The organism is Desulfurispora sp., from assembly GCF_052744395.1.
This window is the reverse complement of the sequence record NZ_JBRAJI010000004.1, coordinates 41190-61312: the sequence shown is the minus strand read 5'-3', so window position 1 is coordinate 61312 and position 20123 is coordinate 41190. Positions and strand designations below refer to the sequence as shown.

15 protein-coding genes are annotated in these 20123 nt (G+C 59.4%); 12 read left to right on the top strand and 3 right to left on the bottom strand.

What is annotated here, in order from left to right; translation table 11 throughout:
• Positions 1–25: 25 nt before the first annotated feature.
• From prfB to ACUVTU_RS01985, 4 genes are all read left to right on the top strand, one after another.
• Positions 26–1136 (top strand): peptide chain release factor 2 gene (gene prfB / locus ACUVTU_RS02000; protein ID WP_445888288.1). Its coding sequence is split into 2 segments (ribosomal slippage): positions 26–94 and positions 96–1136, totalling 1110 coding nucleotides; the frame shifts between segments, so codons are not numbered across the junction.
• Positions 1137–1169: 33 nt separating this feature from the next.
• Positions 1170–2030 carry a YitT family protein gene (locus ACUVTU_RS01995; protein WP_445888287.1) on the top strand — a complete coding sequence of 287 codons (861 nt, stop codon included), beginning with the start codon at positions 1170–1172 and terminating at the stop codon, positions 2028–2030.
• Positions 2031–2052: 22 nt separating this feature from the next.
• Complete coding sequence (locus ACUVTU_RS01990; protein ID WP_445888286.1) at positions 2053–2877, top strand: transketolase; 825 nt, start codon at positions 2053–2055, stop codon at positions 2875–2877.
• A 405-nt stretch (positions 2878–3282) separates the two neighbouring features.
• Complete coding sequence (locus ACUVTU_RS01985) at positions 3283–4224, top strand: transketolase family protein (RefSeq protein WP_445888285.1); 942 nt, start codon at positions 3283–3285, stop codon at positions 4222–4224.
• A 133-nt stretch (positions 4225–4357) separates the two neighbouring features.
• Here ACUVTU_RS01985 and ACUVTU_RS01980 read toward each other — a convergent pair whose 3' ends face one another.
• From ACUVTU_RS01980 to ACUVTU_RS01970, 3 genes are all read right to left on the bottom strand, one after another.
• Positions 4358–5557 carry an ABC transporter permease gene (locus ACUVTU_RS01980; RefSeq protein ID WP_445888284.1) on the bottom strand — a complete coding sequence of 400 codons (1200 nt, stop codon included), beginning with the start codon at positions 5555–5557 and terminating at the stop codon, positions 4358–4360.
• 127 nt (positions 5558–5684) lie between these two features.
• Complete coding sequence (locus ACUVTU_RS01975; RefSeq protein ID WP_445888283.1) at positions 5685–6707, bottom strand: HlyD family secretion protein; 1023 nt, start codon at positions 6705–6707, stop codon at positions 5685–5687.
• 514 nt (positions 6708–7221) lie between these two features.
• Positions 7222–9288: an S-layer homology domain-containing protein gene (locus ACUVTU_RS01970; RefSeq protein WP_445888282.1), complete on the bottom strand. Its 2067-nt coding sequence runs from the start codon at positions 9286–9288 to the stop codon at positions 7222–7224.
• A gap of 259 nt (positions 9289–9547) precedes the next feature.
• On the opposite strand from ACUVTU_RS01970, the gene ftsE reads away from it, so the two are divergent.
• The 8 genes from ftsE (at position 9548) to ACUVTU_RS01930 (ending at position 19991) form a co-directional block, all read left to right on the top strand.
• Positions 9548–10237: a cell division ATP-binding protein FtsE gene (gene ftsE / locus ACUVTU_RS01965; protein WP_445888312.1), complete on the top strand. Its 690-nt coding sequence runs from the start codon at positions 9548–9550 to the stop codon at positions 10235–10237.
• Complete coding sequence (gene ftsX, locus ACUVTU_RS01960; RefSeq protein ID WP_445888281.1) at positions 10224–11114, top strand: permease-like cell division protein FtsX; 891 nt, start codon at positions 10224–10226, stop codon at positions 11112–11114. The genes ftsE and ftsX overlap by 14 nt, the downstream gene beginning before the upstream one ends.
• Positions 11115–11164: 50 nt before the next feature.
• Entirely contained in the window at positions 11165–12295 is a 1131-nt protein-coding gene (locus ACUVTU_RS01955; RefSeq protein WP_445888280.1) for a murein hydrolase activator EnvC family protein, read from the top strand.
• 528 nt (positions 12296–12823) lie between these two features.
• Positions 12824–14002: a S41 family peptidase gene (locus ACUVTU_RS01950; RefSeq protein WP_445888279.1), complete on the top strand. Its 1179-nt coding sequence runs from the start codon at positions 12824–12826 to the stop codon at positions 14000–14002.
• Between the two features lie 162 nt (positions 14003–14164).
• Positions 14165–14359, top strand: coding sequence for a CooT family nickel-binding protein (locus ACUVTU_RS01945; RefSeq protein WP_445888278.1), 195 nt, complete (start codon positions 14165–14167; stop codon positions 14357–14359).
• Between the two features lie 160 nt (positions 14360–14519).
• Complete coding sequence (locus tag ACUVTU_RS01940; protein WP_445888277.1) at positions 14520–15158, top strand: uracil-DNA glycosylase; 639 nt, start codon at positions 14520–14522, stop codon at positions 15156–15158.
• A gap of 104 nt (positions 15159–15262) precedes the next feature.
• The gene (locus ACUVTU_RS01935; RefSeq protein WP_445888276.1) at positions 15263–16597 is read left to right on the top strand and encodes a sugar ABC transporter substrate-binding protein; all 1335 of its coding nucleotides are present in this window, start codon (positions 15263–15265) and stop codon (positions 16595–16597) included.
• 211 nt (positions 16598–16808) lie between these two features.
• Positions 16809–19991, top strand: coding sequence for an Ig-like domain-containing protein (locus ACUVTU_RS01930; protein ID WP_445888275.1), 3183 nt, complete (start codon positions 16809–16811; stop codon positions 19989–19991).
• Positions 19992–20123: the final 132 nt, after the last annotated feature.

Below are 20123 nucleotides of genomic sequence, written 5' to 3'. Positions count from 1 at the left end.
AGCCATCACAGGAAGGTGAGGACCAATGTACAGCGATCTGGCCCGGGAGCTGGAAGCGCTGCAAAAGCGTCTGGAAGAATTGAGGGTTTCTCTTTGACATTGCTGGCCTGCCGGAAAAAATAGCCCGGCTGGAGCAGGTGATGCTGGCGCCGGGGTTCTGGGATGACATGGAGAAGGCCCAGCAAACCACCCGCCAGCAGGCCGCCCTGCAGGAAGAACTGGCGGCATTCCAGGCTCTGGAGAACGCCGCCGCCAATATCGCCGTGCTGCTGGAGCTGGGGGAGGAAGAAGAGGACGAACAGCTGGCCCGGGAAGCCGCCGCCGAGCTGAAAAAGCTGGCCGCCCGGCTGGCGGAAAAAGAACTGGCCGTGCTGCTTTCCGGCCAGTACGACCGGGAAAACGCCATTGTCACCCTGCACGCCGGGGCGGGCGGCACCGAGGCCCAGGACTGGGTGGAGATGCTGCTGCGCATGTACACCCGCTGGGCCGAGGATCACAAATACCAGGTGACGCTGGTGGATCTGCTGCCCGGCGACGAGGCCGGGGTGAAGAGCGCCACCATCATGGTCAGCGGCCCCAACGCCTACGGCTACCTGAAGGCGGAGAAAGGGGTGCACCGCCTGGTGCGCATCTCGCCCTTTGACGCCTCGGGCCGCCGGCACACCTCCTTCGCTTCGGTGGATGTGATGCCCGAAGTACAGGAGGATGTGGATATTGAAATCAACCCCGAGGATCTGAAAATTGACACCTACCGCTCGGGCGGGGCGGGCGGCCAGCACGTGAACAAGACCGATTCGGCCGTGCGCATCACCCACCTGCCCACTGGCATTGTAGTGCAGTGTCAGAGCGAGCGTTCGCAAATATCCAACCGCAACACGGCCATGAAGCTCTTAAAGGCCAAACTGCTGGACCTGGAAATGCAGAAAAAGGAGGCCGAGCTGGCGGCCATGCGCGGCGAACAGCGGGAAATCGCCTGGGGCAGCCAGATCCGCTCCTATGTTTTCCACCCGTACAGCCTGGTCAAGGACCACCGCACCGGGGTGGAGACCGGCAATGTGCAGGCCGTGATGGATGGGGAGATCGACCAGTTCATCGCCGCCTGGCTGCGCCAGCAGGCGCGGCGGGCGCAGAGTTAGTTGATGCGCGGGAGAGAGGTGGAACCGGCTTAAATGAAAAAAGCGCTGCGGGGCATATTAACAGAAGCGCTGGGCGTCACCCTGGGCGTGCTGCTCACCGCGGCCGGTCTGGACATGTTTCTGATCCCCCAGAAGATCGCCGCCGGCGGCGTGAGCGGTATCGCCACCGTGCTCTACTACCTGATGCATGCTCCGGTCGGCCTGACCATGCTGGTGCTGAACATACCCCTGTTCGTCTGGGCCTTCTTCCGCCTGGGCTGGCGGGTCTGCCTGCATTCCATGTACGGCACGGTGGGCCTCTCCCTGGCCGTGGACATCCTGATGCCCTGGCTGCCCGTGCCCACCCACGACCCCCTGCTGGGGGCGGTTTTTGGCGGCGTGGTTACCGGTCTGGGGCTGGGCATAGTCTTTCGCTACCACGGCACCACGGGCGGCACCGAACTGCTGGCGGCCATCCTGCGCACCTATACCGGGGCCAATGTGGGGCAGCTTTTGTTTCTGGTGGATGCCGCCGTGGTGCTTTTTGCCGGCCTGGTTTTTAAATCCTACGAGCTGGCCCTGTACGCTCTGATTGCGGTATTTGTCACCGCCTGGCTGATTGACATCGTGCAGGAGGGTTTTTCCTACGCCAAAGCCTTTTTGATCATTTCCGACCACAGCCGGGAAATTGCCGGACAGGTGCTGGCGCAGCTGGACCGGGGAGCCACCGCCCTCCAGGGGCGGGGGATGTACACCGGCCGGGAGCGCGAGGTGTTGCTGGTGGTGGTCAGCCGTTCCGAGGTGACCCGGCTGAAGGACCTGGTGCGGCAGGTGGACCCGCGGGCCTTTGTCATCCTGGCCGATGTGCACGAGGTGCTGGGCGAGGGTTTTAAACCGCTGCACGAGGAGGAATAATGTTTTTTCGGGAGGAAAAATCATGCAACCGCTTAAACTGGATGTGGAGCAACTGCAGCAAAAAGCCCGCCAGCTCCGGCGGCACATCATCAGTATGCTGGGCCGGGCTGGCTCCGGCCACCCCGGCGGTTCGCTGTCGGCCGCCGATATAGTCAGCGCCCTGTACTTTTACTTTATGCGCCTGGATCCGGCCAATCCCGGCTGGCCGCAGCGCGACCGTTTCGTGCTCTCCAAGGGGCACGCTGCTCCCGTGCTTTACGCCGCTTTGGCTGAGCGCGGCTTTTTGCCGGTGGAGGAACTGGACACTCTGCGCCGGCTGGGCAGCCGCCTGCAGGGCCACCCGGACATGAAAAAGCTGCCCGGGGTGGAGATGTCCACCGGCTCCCTGGGCCAGGGACTTTCGGCGGCCTGCGGCATGGCCCTGGCCGGCAAGCTGGACCGGGCGGATTACCGGGTGTATGTGCTGCTGGGAGACGGCGAGGTGCAGGAGGGGCAGATCTGGGAAGCGGCCATGGCGGCGGCCCACTACCGCCTGGACAACCTGACCGCCTTCCTGGACTACAACGGGCTGCAGATTGACGGCGCCATCCGCGAGGTGATGTCGCCCGAGCCGCTGGCCGACAAGTGGCGAGCCTTTGGCTGGCATGTGCAGGAGATCGACGGTCACGACATGGTGGCCATCCTGGCGGCGGTGCAGCGGGCGCAGCAGGTGCAGGGACAGCCCCAGATGATTGTGGCCCGCACGGTCAAGGGCAAGGGCGTCTCTTTCATGGAGAACCAGGCCGGCTGGCACGGCAATGCGCCCAACGCCGAGCAGGTGGCCCGGGCCCTGGCCGAATTGGCGTAGCTGCCGGTGGGCGTATGCAGGTGTGCTTTGGGTGGAATGGTTTATGTAAGTAAAGATGGCGGGTGTGCCAATCCTGAGCGAGCCCGTCTGGAGTACCGGTTGCAGCACCTGGCGAGGGCGCGGCAGCGGGCCGGGAGGCGCGGACAGGAAGTCCGCGCCAGCCCCAGTTGAGACAGGATGTCGAATCTGGGGCGGCCCGGCCCGCCCGCGACCGAGCCGCTGGTGCTGCCCGGTACGAAATTCGGGCGAGCGAAGGATGCACATTCGCATGCACTGGAACACGCCCACATAACCAAACACTCCTTTCCGGAGTTCGCACAAAGAGCGAGCGCAGGACGCACGCCCGCATACGCAGATAACGATACATCTTTTGCTGGAGTTTACCTGAAGGAGGTACATAAACCATTGAGCCAGAAGATAGCTACCCGGGAGGCCTACGGCAAGGCTCTGGTGGAGCTGGGCGGCTTAAATCCCCGGGTGGTGGTGCTGGATGCCGACCTGTCCAAGTCCACCAAAACTGCCGACTTTGCCAAACACTACCCGGAACGCTTTTTCAATATGGGTATTGCCGAGCAAAACATGATTGGCGTAGCTGCCGGGCTGGCGGCGGCGGGCAAGATCCCCTTTGCCAGCACTTTCGCCATGTTTGCCACCGGCCGGGCCTTTGAACAGATCCGCAATTCGGTGGCTTATCCCCACCTTAATGTGAAAATTGCCGCCAGCCATGCCGGCATCACGGTGGGTGAGGACGGCGGTTCTCACCAGACCGTGGAGGACATCGCCCTGATGCGCAGCCTGCCCGGGATGACCGTGCTGGTGCCGGCCGACGGACCCTCCACCCGGGCGGCCGTGCTGGCCGCGGCCGAGATCAAAGGCCCGGTTTACCTGCGCTTGGGCCGTTCCGGCGTGCCCGTGCTCTACGACGAGCCTGTGTCCTTTACTGTGGGCCGGGCCAACTGGCTGCGCCGGGGGGAAAAGGCGGCTATCATTGCCTGCGGCATCATGGTGGGCATGGTCCTGGAAGCAGCCGGACAGCTGGCCGGAGAAGGCGTGGAGGTTTCCGTGCTGGATATGCATACCATTAAGCCCCTGGACGAGGCGGCAGTGCTGGAGGCGGCCCGCAGTTGCGGCGCCCTGGTGGTGGCCGAGGAGCACAGCATCATTGGCGGGCTGGGCAGCGCAGTGTGCGAGGCTGTGGCCGGCGGCTGCCCCGTGCCGGTGCGCCGGGTGGGCCTGCCCGATGTGTTTGGTGAGTCGGGCAAACCGGCGGAGTTATTAGCCAAATACGGCCTGACCGTGGAAGGACTGGTGCGGGCGGTTAAAGAAGTGCTGGATCGGGTTAAGTGAGGTTACCGTGAACGGGGGGCGGGTGCAGCGTAAAGTGAGCCCATCCTCCGGGAGGGACGATGGGCGGGCCTGGCCCGTGCTGGTCAGGACAGTTGCATGAGTTATGAAAAAATGAGCGCGGGACAAACCGCGCTCACTGGTTTTCTACGGGCAGCCGGCTGTACTGGCGGTGAAAGAGCAGAACGGATAGGGGCAAGAACACAGCCACCAGGCCGGTCAGCACCACCAGATCGTGCTGCATGGTGGCAAAGCTGATGTCCATCAGCGCAATATCGCGCAAATTGCCGGCAAAATAGGTCAGGGGCAGCAGGGCGGAGATCGCCTGGCACAGGGGGGGCATAGCCTGCACCGGCCAGGTGTAGCCCGAGAACAAGAATGAGGGCAGGGCAATTACCATGGACAGCTGGGTGGCCTCCAGTTCATTGCGCGACACCAGCGAGAGAAAGGTGCCCAGAGCCAGAATGCCGCCCAGGAAAATCACTTCCAGCAGCAATAATTGGGTCAGGCTGCCGTTAAAGGGAATCTTAAACCAGTACACACAGCTGGTCAGCAGCAGGTTCAAAGTGAAAAAATTGACCGCAAAATACACGCCGTATTTGCCCAGCAGCACGGCCAGGGCGCTGATGCCTTCCTCCCGCAGGGCGGCCAGGGTGCCGGCCGCCTTTTCCCGCACCAGAGAAGTAGCCATGTACAGCAGGGTCACCTGCTGGATGGCCGTGGCCAAAAGGCCCAGTACCAGAAAATTGGCGTAGTTGAAAGTGGGATTGTACCAGATGCGCAGAGCCAGCTCCACGGGCTGCACGGCTTTAAGGGCGCTGTCCGGCGGCAGGCCCATGCTCTCCAGTTTGACCAGCGTGGAGCCGGCCGCAATGGTGGAGACGATTTCCGTGGCCGCACTGAGCACTGCGTTGCTGAAAAGCATGTTGCTGCCGTTAACAATCACCAGCACCTTGCTGGACTGGCCGCGCTGCAGCTGGCGGGCGAAGTCGGCCGGGATAACCAGGGCCGCCTCTACCTGCCGGGTATCCAAAAGCTGGCGAATCTCCCGCTCACTGGCGGCCGTGGTTACCAGATCAAAGCGGTCCGAATCGGCAAAGGCTTCCACCACCTGGCGGCTTAACGAGGTCTGGCTGGCGTCCCAAACCGCCGTGCGGATATGCAGGATGATGTGCTGGCTGTAGAGCAGGTTGAACAGGATGATGGCCAGGACGGGAAAGGCGAACATGATCAAAAGCAGTTTAGGGGTCCTGAGCATGTAAGCCAGTTCCCGCCGGGCTATATCAAAAGAGCTGCGCAGCAGTCCCCGGGGAGTGGGTAGTGGTTGCAAGAACATAGCCGTTCCTCCTCTAGTCAGCAACGCTGGATGCGATGGGCCGCATAAACCGGCGGGCAGGGGGCAGGCATCACCGCCTGGGAGATAATATCGCGATTACACCGGGGTAGCCCGGCCTGGCCTGGCTTTATTCAAAGTGCACGGTCAGCTCCATGCCCGGCCGCAGGCGGGGATCATCTACCTGGATTTTCACATTATATGTCACAATGTCTTTCTCCCCCCGGTCGTTGGTGGCGCGGTGGGTGGCGAAATTGGGCTTGCGGGAAATATCCACAATCCGCCCTGCATAAACCGTTTTGCCCAGGGTTAGACGGGCCTTTTGCCCGGTTTGCAGGTTCTGCACAATGTCCTGGGGCACCTTGACATTGACATGGTTATGTTGAAAGTCGCTGATCACCATGATGGGCAGGCCGGTGGAGACCAGTTCACCAATTTCCACATTGACTTCGGTTACAGTGCCAGCAGCCGGGGCCTTGATGGTGGTTTCCTGCAGGTTGGCCCGCACCTGTTCCAGGGCAGCCCGGGCCTGGGCCAGTTTGGCCCGGGCTGTCGCCACGTTGTCCTGGCCCAGCTGCACCTGCAGGCGGGCCGAGAGGGCCTGGTTCACCGCGGCCTGGGCCTGATCCACGGCAGCCCGGGCGGCCTGGGCGCGAGCCCGCACCTCGTCCAGCTGCTGGGCCGAAATGGCCCCTTCAGCATACAGAGCTTCCAGGCGCTGACGGGTCTTTTCGGTTACCTCCAGGTCGGCCCGGGCCCGCTGCAGGGTGGCCCGGGCCTGTTCCAGAGCCGCCGCCGTGCTTTGATCCTGGAGAGATGTCGAGGTGTTGGCCTGGTCCAGCCCGGCCTGAGCAGCACTGATCTGGGCCAGTAGTTCTTTCTCTTTGGCCTGCAATTCCTTGCTGTCCAGCACGGCCACCACCTGACCGGCCTGTACTGTATCTCCCTCGCGCACTTTCATTTCCAGCAGGCGGCCGGGGATCTTGCTGCTCACATTGTATTCGGTGGCCTCCACCGTGCCGCTCAGTTCCCGGCCGGCCTGGGCCGCTCGGCTACAGCCGGTTAAGGGAATGGTGCTGCCCAGGAGCAACAGAGTGCCGGTGAGCAGGGCCAGAGCGGAACGCCAGGAACTTTTTTCTAAAAAGTTAATCACTGCTAAAAACCTCCCCGTAAAAAATTCATGGGATCATTTTTGTTCGGTTTAGCATCTTGCGCTGCCAGATGGTGTTTCTCCGGCAATGGCGAAAGGCTGTATACGGCAATTTTGCTTGCCGCCGCACCCAAATGTTTACTAATATGTATTGCTGGTTAAGTACAACATATCATGCGGGCGCCTGGCGTAAAAAATTGACCGGCGGCGGTGGTAATTTGTGTACTGACCGGTCAGTATAAAGTTAGATCAATAATTGCCAGCTGGCAAGGGCAATTTTGCCCCGCCTGGGCTAAAAAAGCCTGATTGAGATGGATAAGCGAAAAATGCTCAAAAATTGAGCATCAATTTATGTTTTTTTACAGGCCGGGAACTTGTCTGAAATTTTGCTAAATAACAGCTGGAGAGGTAAAAAAAGAAAACCGGCTGGCTGGCCGGTTGAAGTAACATGATTTACGGGCTGTTTTCGGTTGCGCGGCAGTGACGGCCATAAACCGGTTGTGCATAGCCATAAGGGCTATAACTTCTTGATCACGGTAACCTTTCCGTTTTCCAGAGTCAGCCGGACCTCCCAGCCCTTTTCCACTTCGCCCAGTTCATCGGCGCTGGTGTTCTTGAAGGTGCAGCTGGAACTCACCGGCAGGGTGAAGGACAGGCCGTTGGACTGTTCAATGGTGATCTTGTTGCTGCCCGACCGCACTTCTTCCACCGTTCCTTCTACAGTGATGTCCTCATCGTTGGTGATGTCAATGCGCGTGACCTTGTCACTGCTGTTCAGGTAGAGCTTTACTTCGGCACCCAGCATGATGTCCTCAATGTCCATGCTATCGCCGTCCTTGTATACCCTGACACTGCTGGCCAGGTAGTATTTCCTCTGGTCAAGGGCGATGTAGGAACTGGTCTTAAGCGCGGTCACCGTGCCCCTGCGGGTGGAGGAACTGCTGGCACTGCTACCGAGCAGGATCAATTTGGTAATTTCATCGCTACTGTTCAGGTCAAAGGTTACTTCATCGCCTACTTCAATATCAGCCAGATCTATATCATCGCCGTCCTGGTCTTCTATAGTGGCACTTTTGCGCACATAGTAGGTTTCTGTATCGCCGTCATCCAGACGCACCTTGATCTCGCGATTGTCCTCATCCACACTGCGCACTGTGCCGGTGTAGTCCAGCCGGCTGCTGGTGTCATCAGAAACTTGCAGCCAGACAATCTGGTCATCCTCGTCCAGCTCAAATTCCACCTCGTCGCCCACATCTAGATCGTCCAGGGCGATTTCGTCGTCGTCCTCATCCAGCAGTTCAGCCCGCTTGTACACGTCATAAGTCTTGGAGGTGCCGTCCGCCAGCTTGATGGAGAGCTGCCTGTCGTCAGCGTAGACCTTCTTGATGGTGCCGCTCCATTTGCCCTCGCTCACCAGACTTATTTCGATGGCTTCGTTATTATAAGCTGTGACGCGCAGCTCCTGTCCTCTGGCAATGGTGAAGCGTTTTTCCCGGCCGTTCTGGTCGTAAAAAACTGTGGCGCTGCTATAGGTGTAGGTGGCCGAGGTACCATTGCTTTTGGCCAAAGTAAAAGAGCTGGAGCCGGTGCCAGTGACCTTGCCTTTCACTGTTACACCCGGCAGGATGTTCACCTGGTAAATGTAGCCGCTTTTGATTTTGGCCTTAATATAAGTGTTATTGCTCAGGGCGGCAATATCCCGGCTGCCGTAGCTGTCGGTAATGGTGACATTGCTGGCCAGGCTGTAGGTGTAATAGCTGCCGTTCTGGCTGAGCTGTAGCTGCCAGCCGCTGCTGGTGAGGGTTTTGCTCACCACCCGGCCGGTGATTTCCATGTCGGGTTGGACTGGCTGGGTCGTGGTGGTAGAGCCACTGCCGGGCGTGGTGGGCGTTGTGCCGCCACCCTGGGTCGGAGTTTGTCCAACTGCTTTGAGCCAGTTGTTTTCCGCCAGGCGAGCCACCAGCACGGCCATCTGGGCCCGGTTGAGCGGGACGTCCGGGGCGAACTTCACCCGGCTGGAGCCAGCTTTTTCCGGCAGGCCCGACATCAATTTCTTTTCAGTGACAATAGCCACATAGGGCTTGTAGGCGTCGCCAATTTTCGCGGCGTCCACATAGCTCTGCAGAGATGTGTTGCTGCCTTTGCCCAGCTTGAGGGCGGCGGCCAGCAGATAGGCCATTTCCGCCCGGGTGATGGCATTGTTGTATTTGAGCTGGTTGATAGTCTCTTTGGCCAGAATACCCTGCTGGGCAGCGTAAACCAGGTACTGCTGGCCCCAGGTCATGCCGGCCGGCAGTTTGATGCCGCTTTTGGCTACATCCACCTTGCTCAGCGTGTCTTCGCCTACAGTGCCGCGCAGCACTATGGCCATGGCTTCCAGGCGGCTGAGCGCTTTGCCCGGCATGAATTTGCCATCCGGGTAGCCCTGCATCAGCTTGAGCTCACTGCTTTTCTGTACAGCGCTGCTGGCCCATTCCCAGGACCTGTCCAGGTCGTTAAAGCTGACCGCGGGCGCGGCAGCCGGCAGCAGTAAACAGCACAGAATAAGCAGGCTAAGAGCCAGGAGAATTTTTGGTTTGGACAAGCGATCTACCCCCTTTTTTTATTTGCCCGGCCGGTGCCGAACAGTCCTCGCTCAACCAGTCAATCTATTGACGTTTACTCCGGGTGGTTCGGTTGCTACTATATGGAAATATTTTAGCACATTTTTCCCAGGCCGGCCAGCCGTTTCGGCGAGCAGGAGGCATCCGGCAGGTGGTAGGGCTGTTATATAATGTATTTTCCAGCAGGACTTTGCCTGCCGCCGTCGAAAAAAAACTGCAGGGAGGCAGGTGCCGGAGAATATGCTCAATCTTTACAATGTCACCAAGGTTTACCCCAACCAGGTCAAGGCGCTGGATGATGTCAGCCTGACCATTAAAAAAGGCGAATTTGTCTTTCTGGTGGGCCCCAGCGGGGCCGGCAAGACCACCCTGACCAGGGTCATTTTTCGGGAGGAACTGCCCACCCGCGGTCAGGTGTTGTTCAACGGCAAAAACATCCTGCGGTTGCGCGGCCGGGAGGTAGCTCTATACCGGCGCAAAATCGGCATGGTTTTTCAGGACTTTCGCCTGCTGCCGCAGAAAACGGTTTTTGAAAATGTGGCTTTTGCCCTGCAGGTGAGCGGGGCGGGCAAGCAGGAGATCAGCCGTCGGGTGCCGGAAGCCCTGGCCCGGGTGGGTCTGGAGGGCAAGGAAAATATGCTGCCAGCCCAGCTCTCGGGCGGGGAGCAGCAGCGGGTGAGCATCGCCCGGGCCATTGTGCGCGAACCGGTGCTTCTGATAGCCGATGAGCCTACGGGCAACCTGGATCCGGATACAGCCTGGGAGCTGATGGAATTGTTTCAGCAGATCAACCAGCAGGGGACTACCATCATTATGTCCACCCACGCCCGGGAAATTGTCGATGCCCTGCAAAAAAGAGTGATCGCGCTGGAGGCGGGACGGGTGGTCAGGGATCAGGAAAGCGGAGGCTACCGGCATGAGTCTATTTAACACCCTGGTTTACTACTGGCGGGAGGCTTTTACTTCTATCGCCCGCAACAGCTGGCTGTCCCTGGCCTGTGTGGGGACGGTGGCCGTGTCGTTGATGGTGCTGGGCTGTTCGGTCCTGCTGGCGCTCAATGCGGCGGCGCTGGCCGCCGAACTGGAGTCCGCGGTGGAGATCCGGGCCTTTTTAAAAGATGATCTGGCTCCCGACGAACTGCGACGCTGGCAGAAAGAAGTGGCGGAATGGCCCGAGGTCAGCACAGTGCAGTATGTCTCCAAAAGCCAGGCTCTGGAAGAAATGAAGCAAAAATTCGCCGACCGGCGGGAGATCCTGCAGGGGCTGGAGGAGAACAACCCGCTGCCGGCTATGCTGCGCGTTAAAACCCACCGCGCCGACCAGGTGGCCGGGGTGGCCGGCCGGCTGGCCGCCTTCCCCGGGGTGGAGGAAGTCAACTATGGACGCGGCCTGGTGGAAAAGCTGGTGCAGGTAGTGCGCTGGATCCGGCTTTTCGGCCTGGGGCTGGTGGTAGCGCTGGCGGCGGCGGCGGTTTTTCTGGTATCCACCAACATCCGCCTGTCGGTTTTTGCCCGGCGGCGGGAAATCGGCATCATGGTTTTTCTGGGGGCTACCAGCTGGTTTGTGCGCCTGCCCTTTCTGCTGGAGGGAATGCTGCTGGGACTGGCCGGGGCAGCCATAGCGGCGGGTGCGGTTTACCTGGGCTATCGGCAGCTGCTGGCGGCTCTGCAGACGGCTATGCCCTTTGTGCAGCTGGTGACCGACTGGCGGCTGATTTATCAGATTCTGGGCGGTATGGTGGGGGCCGGCGTGCTGCTGGGCAGCCTGGGCAGTGTCATTTCCCTGCGCCGCTTCTTAAAAGTATAGCGGTTATTCGTGTCGCCCGCAAAAAACCACCGATCCGGGGGGTGTGGCCTGTGCGGTTCCATAAAATCTGGGCTCTGCTGGGTCTGGCCGGGCTTTTGGTGCTGGGCTTGCCGGCGCTGCCCGGGGAGGCGGTTTCCTTAGAGCAGCTCTTGCAAGAAACCCGGGCTAAACTGACCCAGAAGAAGCAGCAGATCAAGGAGACCAAAAGCGAGGTGCGCAGTTTTTCCCAGCAGGTGGCGGCTCTGGATGAGGATATCCAGGCGCGCCAGCGCCAGATCGCCAACCTGCAGGGCAGTATTCAGCTAACCAGGGAGCAACTGGGCCGAATCAATGCCGAACTGGCTCTGGCCCGCTGCCAGCTGGCGGAGAAGAATGAACTTCTGCGCCAGCGGGTGCGGGGTGTGTACCTGGCCGGCGAGGGCAGCTACCTGGAGGTGCTGCTGGACGCGCAGGACTTCAGCGATTTTATTTCTCGCCTGACTCTGCTGCGCCGGCTGGTGGAACAGGACCGGCAAATCGTCCGCCAGGTGGAGGAGTGGCAGCAACAGGTGGCCGAGCGCCAGAAACGGGTGGAGGACAAGCAGCAAACCCTGCTGGCCCTGCTGGACCGGCAGGAACAGGCCCGCCGGCAGCTGGCGGTAAGCCGGGCGGCCAGGGAGCGTCTGCTGGCCGATGCCCGGGAGGATTTGCGCCGTTTTGAGGCCGAGGCGGCCGAACTGGAGGCCCGAGAACAGAAGATCATCGCCCAGATCATCGCCCAGCGGCAGAAAAAGGATGCGCCGCGCAAGGGCAGCGGCGTTTTCGCCTGGCCGGTGCCCGGGTACACCGCCATTTCCTCGCCTTTTGGTAACCGGGTTCACCCCGTACTGGGGGTGGTGCGACACCACAACGGCATTGATATTCCCGCCCCCACCGGCACGCCGGTAGTGGCCGCCCAGGACGGCACCGTGATTGACGTGGGCACTATGAGCGGTTACGGGCGGATTGTCATGCTGGATCACGGGGGAGGGCTGACCACACTCTACTCCCACCTGTCCTCCCAGGCCGTGCGAGTGGGGCAGGAAGTGAAAAAGGGCCAGGTGATTGGCGCCGTGGGCAGCACGGGCATGTCCACCGGCCCGCATCTGGATTTTTCCGTCCGGGTGAATGGCACGCCGGTCAATCCCATGGGTTATTTCTAGTATTACAGCGTAATATATAAACCGCTAGTGGCAGGTGTGCCAATCCTGAGCGAGTCCGTCTGGACTACCGGTTGTACAGCACATAAAAGCCAGCTTGCTGGCGAGCAGCGTGCAAAAGCGAGCCCGTGGCGGAGCAACGGCAAACGGCACTAGGCGCAGCGGCGGTAACGAAGCCGGAGGGCCGGACATGGATGTCCGGCCCAGCCCCAGTTGAGACAGGATGTCGAATCTGGGGCGATCCGGCTGAGTCCGCCGCAAGCCGTAGTGCCGTCCGGTGCGAAGCGATCGGGCGAGCGTTGCACATGCTCGCACTGCATTGTCCCAGCCGCGACTGAGCAGCTGGTGCTGCCCGGTACGAAATTCGGGCGAGCGAAGGATGCGCACCCGCGTTCAGGTATACCAAGAGAAACACAGCCGGCGGGTGACTGCCCTGGGGGTGGTTAGCCGCCCGGCTTTTTTACTGGATGACATTGTCATGCCCCGTGGCTTGTTGTAGTATAATAACGTATGCGAGGAAGGTGATGGGGCATGGAATACACGCCGCGGGAGTGGAGTGGTGGCGAGCGCAGGCAAAGCCGGGGCTTTCGCTGGCTGGCTTTGCTGTTATTTTTGGTCTTTTTACTGGCTGGTGGCCTGTTGGCCAAAAACTACCAGCATCTGGGCAATTTGCTGCGGGTGCTGGTGCTGGTCAAGACCCAGTATTTGCACCCGGTGAGCACGGGGACGCTGGTGGACGGGGCCATGCAGGGTATAGTGGACGCGCTGGACGATCCCTATTCGGTCTATCTGGATGCCCGGACCTTCAAACAGCTGCAGGAGCAGATCCGCGGTTCCTTCGGCGGCCTGGGCATTCTGGTGGGGCTGAAGAACAACCAGCTCACCGTGGTGCGTACATATGAAAATACACCGGCCTTTGAAAAGGGTATTCAGCCGGGCGATATAATTGTGAAAATTGACCAGCATGATGCCCGGGGCATGGACCTGGAAACCGCGGTGCAGTTTATGCGCGGCCCGGTGGGCAGTCAGGTGCACCTGGTGATCAGCCGGCCGGGGCTGGACAAACCCCTGGATTTGACCATTACCCGGCAGGAGATCAGTGTGCCCACCGTGCAGAGCCGGATGCTGGACCAGTCAGCGGGCATCGGTTACCTGGCCATTGCCCAGTTTACGGAAAAAACCGCCGACGAAGTGGAGCAGGCGCTGCAGAAGCTGCAGAAAGCCGGTTTAAAAGCGCTGGTGCTGGATTTGCGCGACAACCCGGGGGGCGAGCTGCGTGCGGCGGTACATGTGGCCGGCTTTTTTGTGCCGCCCGGTCCGGTGGTGTACATTCAGTACCGGGGTGGTCAGGAGGATGAGCTGAAGGCGGAAGGGCAGCTGCTGCGCCTGCCACTGGTGGTGCTGGTGAACGGCAACAGCGCCAGCGCGGCCGAGATTCTGGCCGGGGCCGTCCAGGACCGGGGAACCGGCCGGCTGGTGGGCGAAAAGACTTTTGGCAAGGGTGTGGTGCAGACGGTTTTCAACCTGAGTGATGGTGCAGGACTGAAATTGACCACGGCCCGCTATTTGACGCCGGGACGGCACGACATCAACAAAAAGGGCATTCAGCCCGACGTTGTGGTGGAGCAGGCGCCCGGTGCGGCGGTGGACCGGCAGCTGGAAAAGGCCCGCCAGCTGCTGGAGGAAAAGCTGGAGCGCCCGGCGGCGTAGCGGCGGGAGTAAAGGATGACTGTCTTCGCTGTTTTGGTTGCTGGTAGCGCCCGGGCTGAGCCGGGTATGGTAACTGGTTGACGGCGTGACCGGCCGGGGCATATAATGATTATGTGAATAATTGCTGGCAGGCTGGATAAGTTTGCCGGGGGAGGGTACAAAATGTGCGAAGCCAATGCTTACCTGCGCCAGGGGGGCAAAGAGGAGCTTTTCCTGGAGATGGTGGACAAGGTGCAGCCCCAGCCCGACGGCAGCCTGGTGCTGGAGGATATTTTCGGCCGGCGCAAAATGGTTAAAGCGCGCATTGCCGAGCTGGAACTGGTCAATCACCGCATCATTCTGGAAAAGGCGGAATGAGGTTTTGCGGCCGGAGCCGGGCGAAACGGCCCGGCTTTTTTGTATTTGCCGGTGCTGACACTGCCGGCCGGGGTTAAATCAAGGCGTCGGGGTAACCAGATTTTCTCTTCGCGTTCCGGGCCGGGCGGAGAGACCCAGTTGGATTATTGAGGTGAAAGCATTGTCGGTAGAGAGAAGTTTATTTGCCACAGCAGAAGAAGGAGATCTGTTCGGTTGCGCCGACCTGGGGGAGCTGGCGGCGCGAGTGAGCAACTGCCGGCGCTGTCCTTTGCGCCAGGGGGCCAGCCGGGTGGTCTTTGGCGAGGGTAACCCGCAGGCCTGCCTGGTGCTGTGCGGCGAGGGGCCGGGCGCCGATGAAGACCGCCTGGGGCGTCCCTTTGTGGGCCGGGCGGGGCAGCTTCTGGACAAAATCCTGGCCGCCTGCGGCTTTGAGCGGTTTACTCATGTCTACATCCTGAACACGGTCAAATGCCGGCCGCCGGGCAACCGCATTCCTACTCCCCAGGAGCGGCAGGCCTGCCGGCCCAATCTGGATGCCCAGCTGCGACTTTTAAAACCGCAGATCATGGTTTTGCTGGGGGCTACCGCTTTGCAGGAAATTCTGGGGGCGGACCGGCGCATCACCCGCGACCGGGGGCAGTGGGTGCAGCTAAGCGGCGTGTGGATCATGCCCACTTACCACCCGGCCGCGCTGCTGCGTAACCCGGCTTTAAAGCGCGATGCCTGGGAGGACTTCAAACAGGTGGTCTATAAATATCGCCAGCTGATTGACCCGCAACATTACTCACCGCATTGTTAGGTTCATCATTTTGCGCCCTGCTGTGAGAGCAGGGTGTTTTTATATTCCCGTGCCGCCCGGGCCATACTAAGCTAAACCCGGAAAAATGGGGAGGGCGGTGCGCGATGCGGGGAAGTCTATCCTGGCTGCGAGTTCTGGTGCTGATCCTGCTGCTGGCCCTGGCGGCGGGCTTCCTGGCCGGCTGTAGCAAGAAAAAGCAGCCGGCCAGGAAACCCAATCCTGCCAGGATCAAAATTGCCATCTGCCTGGCCGACATGCAGCGGGATGGCAATAAAACCATCGCCCAAACCATCAAAAAGGAAGCCCAGACCGCCGGGGTGGATTTGCTCTTGGCCGAGGCGGGCGGCGATGCCTTCAAGCAGGTGAGCCAGCTGCAGGAACTGGGGCAGAAAAAGGTCAAGGCCGTGATCTGGCAGCCGGTAAGCGCCGCCCTGGGCCAGCAAGTGCTGCCGCAGCTGGCCCGGGACAAAATCAAGGTGGTGGCTCTGGACAGCCTGCCCCGGGCGGCGGCCGTGGATGGGTATGTGGCGGCCAACCACGCCCTCACCGGGCAGCTGCTGGCCCGCTATGCGTTGCAGCGGCAGGCGCGCCGGGTGGTGATCCTGAGCGCTGACCCGCAGGACCGGGCGGTGGCTTCTATGGTGGAAAGCGTGCAGCGGGAACTGGCGGGGGCCGGAGTAAAACCCCTGGCGGTGCTGGAACACCCGGCGGAAAAGTCCTCCGCTGTGGCCGGTGAACTGGCCCGCCTGGACGCGGGCGGCGGTTTTGATGCGGTGCTGGCCACCGCCAGCAAACTGGCGGTGGAAGCGGTCAAATATCTGCAGGGCCAAAACCGCACCGCCCGGGTGACCACGGTGGGCGTGGGAGCGGACGAAGCGGCCAGCCAGGCCCTGGCTGCCGGCCTGCACGATGCCGAGATCGACACCCGGCCCGAACTGCTGGCCCGCTACGCTCTGAATGCGGCCAGGGAGCTGGCCGAAAAAGGCCAGTGGTCTTATGAGGGCCAGCTCACCGAGGGCACCAGCGCGGTGCCCTATCGCTACACGCCGGTGCGCCTGATTGACCAGCAGAACATTTACCTGCTGGCCGAGCGCTGGCAGTCGCTGACCAAAGGCGGTCAGCCGGGCGGCCAGGGACAGGCGGGGGGAGCGGGAGGTTCCGGCGGCGGCCAGAGTGGCGGGAGCAGCGGTGGCTCCGGCGCTCCGGGAAGCGGTGGGCCGGGCGGCCAGGGCGGCGGTGAGCAGAAAAAAACCATCCTGCGCATTACCACCATGGAAGGTAAAACCATGGAAGTGGAAGTGCCGGGGGAAATCAAGAAGATGGAAACCCGGGGTGCCGCCGAGCAGCAGGTAGCGGGCCAGAAGAAACCCGGCCAGGCCGCTGGCGGCGGACAGGGGGATGAACAACAAGGGGAGCAGCAGGAAGGAGAGCAGCAGTAGTTTTGCTCAAAACCAGGTTGGTGCGGTAGTCTGCCGTAAAATATTCCCTGTCACGTTGGAGCGGCAGGAATATTTTGTTATAATAAATCCTGGATCAATCCGGTGCAGAATTTGCTGCTGCCTGCCGATATTTACTGGTAGGCCGGGTTGGTCTTTGTGAGCGGGTTGGCCCGTAAGATTTTGCAGGTTTCTTAGGGAAAGGAGAGAAAAAATGCGGCGCTCCAGAGTAAGGACAAAGGTTAACTATTTAGTTGTTTGCTTGCTGATCATCAGCTTGCTGTGCACCGCCCTGCCGCCGGCCGGTGCAGCAACGGTAACTGTGATCACGCCGGTGGCCATGCCGGGAGCCGGTACCTATGACCGGGCCCAGGAAGTGATTTTGTATTCGTATGATAGTGCCGATCCGGCTCAGAAGGTAAAAATTACTTATAAATTCCAGGGCCGGGAAGCCATTCCGGAAACCGATTACTATCCTGCGGGTATTGATAAGGATACCGATATTACCGCTCTGCCCAAAATCATTATTGACCAGGATGGCATATTAAGTGTGAGCGCTGCCAGGGCCAGTGATGCCAGTAATAAAAAATATACGCAATTTCGCTATATTATTAATCCCACTGTGCTGAGCGTTTACCCGGGCTATTATACCGACTCGGTCAGCGGGGCGGTTTATTCCCGGGTCTACATCAAGTTCAGCCGCAAGATGAACCTGGACAAAATGAGCCAGCTGAATTTCGAGGTCCGCCAGGGCAATGAGACAGCCCAGCTGGAAAAGAAAGACGCCCTGGGCAAAGATGCGACCAATAACCAGGTCTATATCGACCTGCTTAAAAGATTGGATGGTGATCAGGACTACAAGCTGACCATTGTCCCCACGGTGAAAGGGGCTTTGCCCGACGGCGGCAATGCCGAAGTGCGGGACAGTGACGGCAAGCTTTTTGCGGGTCAACTGCAGTATACCTTCCACACCCTGAAGGATGCCCCCTATACTTTCTACGGTTCGGTTTGGACCGAGCTGGGGCACTATGCTACCGGTAGCCCGGCTACCATCAAAGTGCGGGGTACCTATCTGGAAAAAGTAGGGGATGAATGGATAGCGCAGCTCAGTGGCGGTAAAGATATAAAAATACAGTTTTTCAAGGTGGAGAAAAACAATTCTTATGTGCTCAAAGGTGAGGGAGTTATCAGCAGCGTGGGCGTTGACGGCTTTGAGGGGGAGATCACCGGTATTGATTTGAGTACAGCGGGCGATTATGTGGTCAAGGCCTATGCCGGTAGCGGTACCAGTTATGAATTGTTCGCCGAAAACACCTTTACCGTAGGGCCATTAAACGCCCCCCAGCTGAAAAACACCCCCGATGTTTCACCTTCTGGTGACACCTACAAATATTTTGAGCCGGTCAAGGTGACTTTGAGCACCACCCAGTCCGGGGTGGAGATTTATTACACTCTGGTGGACAAAGCCGATTACCTGGATGGCCTGAATCCCAAAGTAGGCAACAAATATACCGGTCCCCTGTCCATTGATCCTAAAACGCTGGGCGGCGGGGATAATCCCACGTATATTTTGAGGGCCATTGCCCGCAAGGGGAATGTTTTTAGCTCTGAGATTACAGCTGTCTATGCCTTCAACACTACCCTGGGTTACCTGCAGTACGGGCCCAGTGGCAGCAATGTGGCCATTAATGAAAAGCCCTATATCAAATTTGGCCGGGCGGTCAAACCCGATGTCGCCAACAAGTTCTTCCTGAAAAAAATCCTGGACGGCAAGAAATTTGAGTATGTCAGCGGCCGGGTGCGGTATGATTCGCTGGAGCACAAGGCGGTCTTCTATCCCGATGCGCCCCTGCAGCCCGACACGAGATATCAGGGCTATGTGCTAAAAACCGTGCAGGATCTGGAAGGCAATAATTTCAATCCCGGCAGTGATATGGACAGTGATTCTTTCGGCTTTTACTGGGAGTTCAAAACCGGGGCCGGGCAGGGCATACTGGTGGACGGCAATGCCCTGGTGGGCAACAGCACTGTGGTGAATAAAAACCCGGTGCGCATAGATATTACTCTGGCCAATATCAACATGGTCACCATCAACAAAATTCCGGCCCTGCCGGCCGAGAGCAATAGTGACGATGAGACCCAGAAGCACTATTATGCGGAAGTGCCCTTAAAAACGGGCCGGAACAGCATTGAAGTGGTCACCACCGCCACAGATGGCAGTACCGAGACATATAAATTCACCATTGTTTTTGCCGATGTGCTGGCGGACGGGGCGGAAAGACAGGTGGTGCTGGATGAAAAGGGCAAAATTGAGCTGTTTGGCAAGAAGCTGAGCATGCAATTTGCCCCGGGCAGTCACCTGTATGATACCAACAGTGAACTGGGCGCTTCGGTGGATCAGACCATCAAGGTGGAGGCCTACAAACAGCAAATGGTCAAAGGGTCCCCGGCCGTGGGTTTTGTGTTTGATATTTATGCCAAAGCCGACGCCCAGAAGACCGGCAATGTGGATCTTAAGAACAAGGCTGAAGCGACCATTACCGTACCCTATGACAAGCAAGTGTCCCAGGTCTCGAAAAGCGCCCTGTCGGTGGTGTTCCGCCCGGACACATACAGCGACTGGCAGGTGCTGGGCGGTGTGGTGGATACCGGCAAGGGCAGTGTTAAGGTACCTTTTAAAGGCTTCGGAGAGTATGTGGTGGTGAACCGCATTCCGGTCTTCCCGGACTTCGAACAGGTGGGCTGGGCCAAAATGTATGTGGAATACCTCTGGGCCCGCGGGATCATGAATGAAGATCCGGCCCGGCAGCCTTTCTTCGGCCTGCTGGAAACCGACGGTACTGAAACGCCCATCACCCGGGGTGAATTTACGGTCATGCTGGCCAGGGCGCTGGGTTACAACCCCGAACAGATCAGCAAGAGCGAACTGCGCACCGTAAGCCTGTTCAGTGACTTGCGCATAGAAAGCGGTGCCGCTCAAGCCAGGGATCTGCAAACCGGGCGCTGGTATGACATCCCGCTGGATGACTACAAGTACATCTACCTGGCGGCCCGCAATGGGGTGGCTACGGGAGTGCTCACCCCCACCTACGAGCACGCCTTCGACTATTACAGCTACATCTCCCGGGAGCAGGTGGCCACCATGCTCTGCCGGGCCATGAACCTGAAGGTGGATGATGATGATACCAAGGTGGCTGGTACCATGCAGAAGCTGTTTACCGATACCGACTCGGCCAATATGTCCCAGTGGGCCATGCCCTATATCCTGGCCACAGTGAAGGCGGGTTACCTGGCCGGTTTTCCCGACAAGACCTTTGGTGGCAAGCAGTATTTTACCCGCCCGCAGGCAGCCAAGACCATTTATATGATGATGAAAAAAGCCAAGCTGATTAAATAATCTTACAATCGAACGGTTCGGCCGGCAGGGGATGTAATTTACCTGCCGGCTTTTGGTTTTCAAGCCGGAAAAATAAAAAATCACTTCCAGTTGTCCACAACCTGCTTGAACATGTGATATAATCCTGGTGAT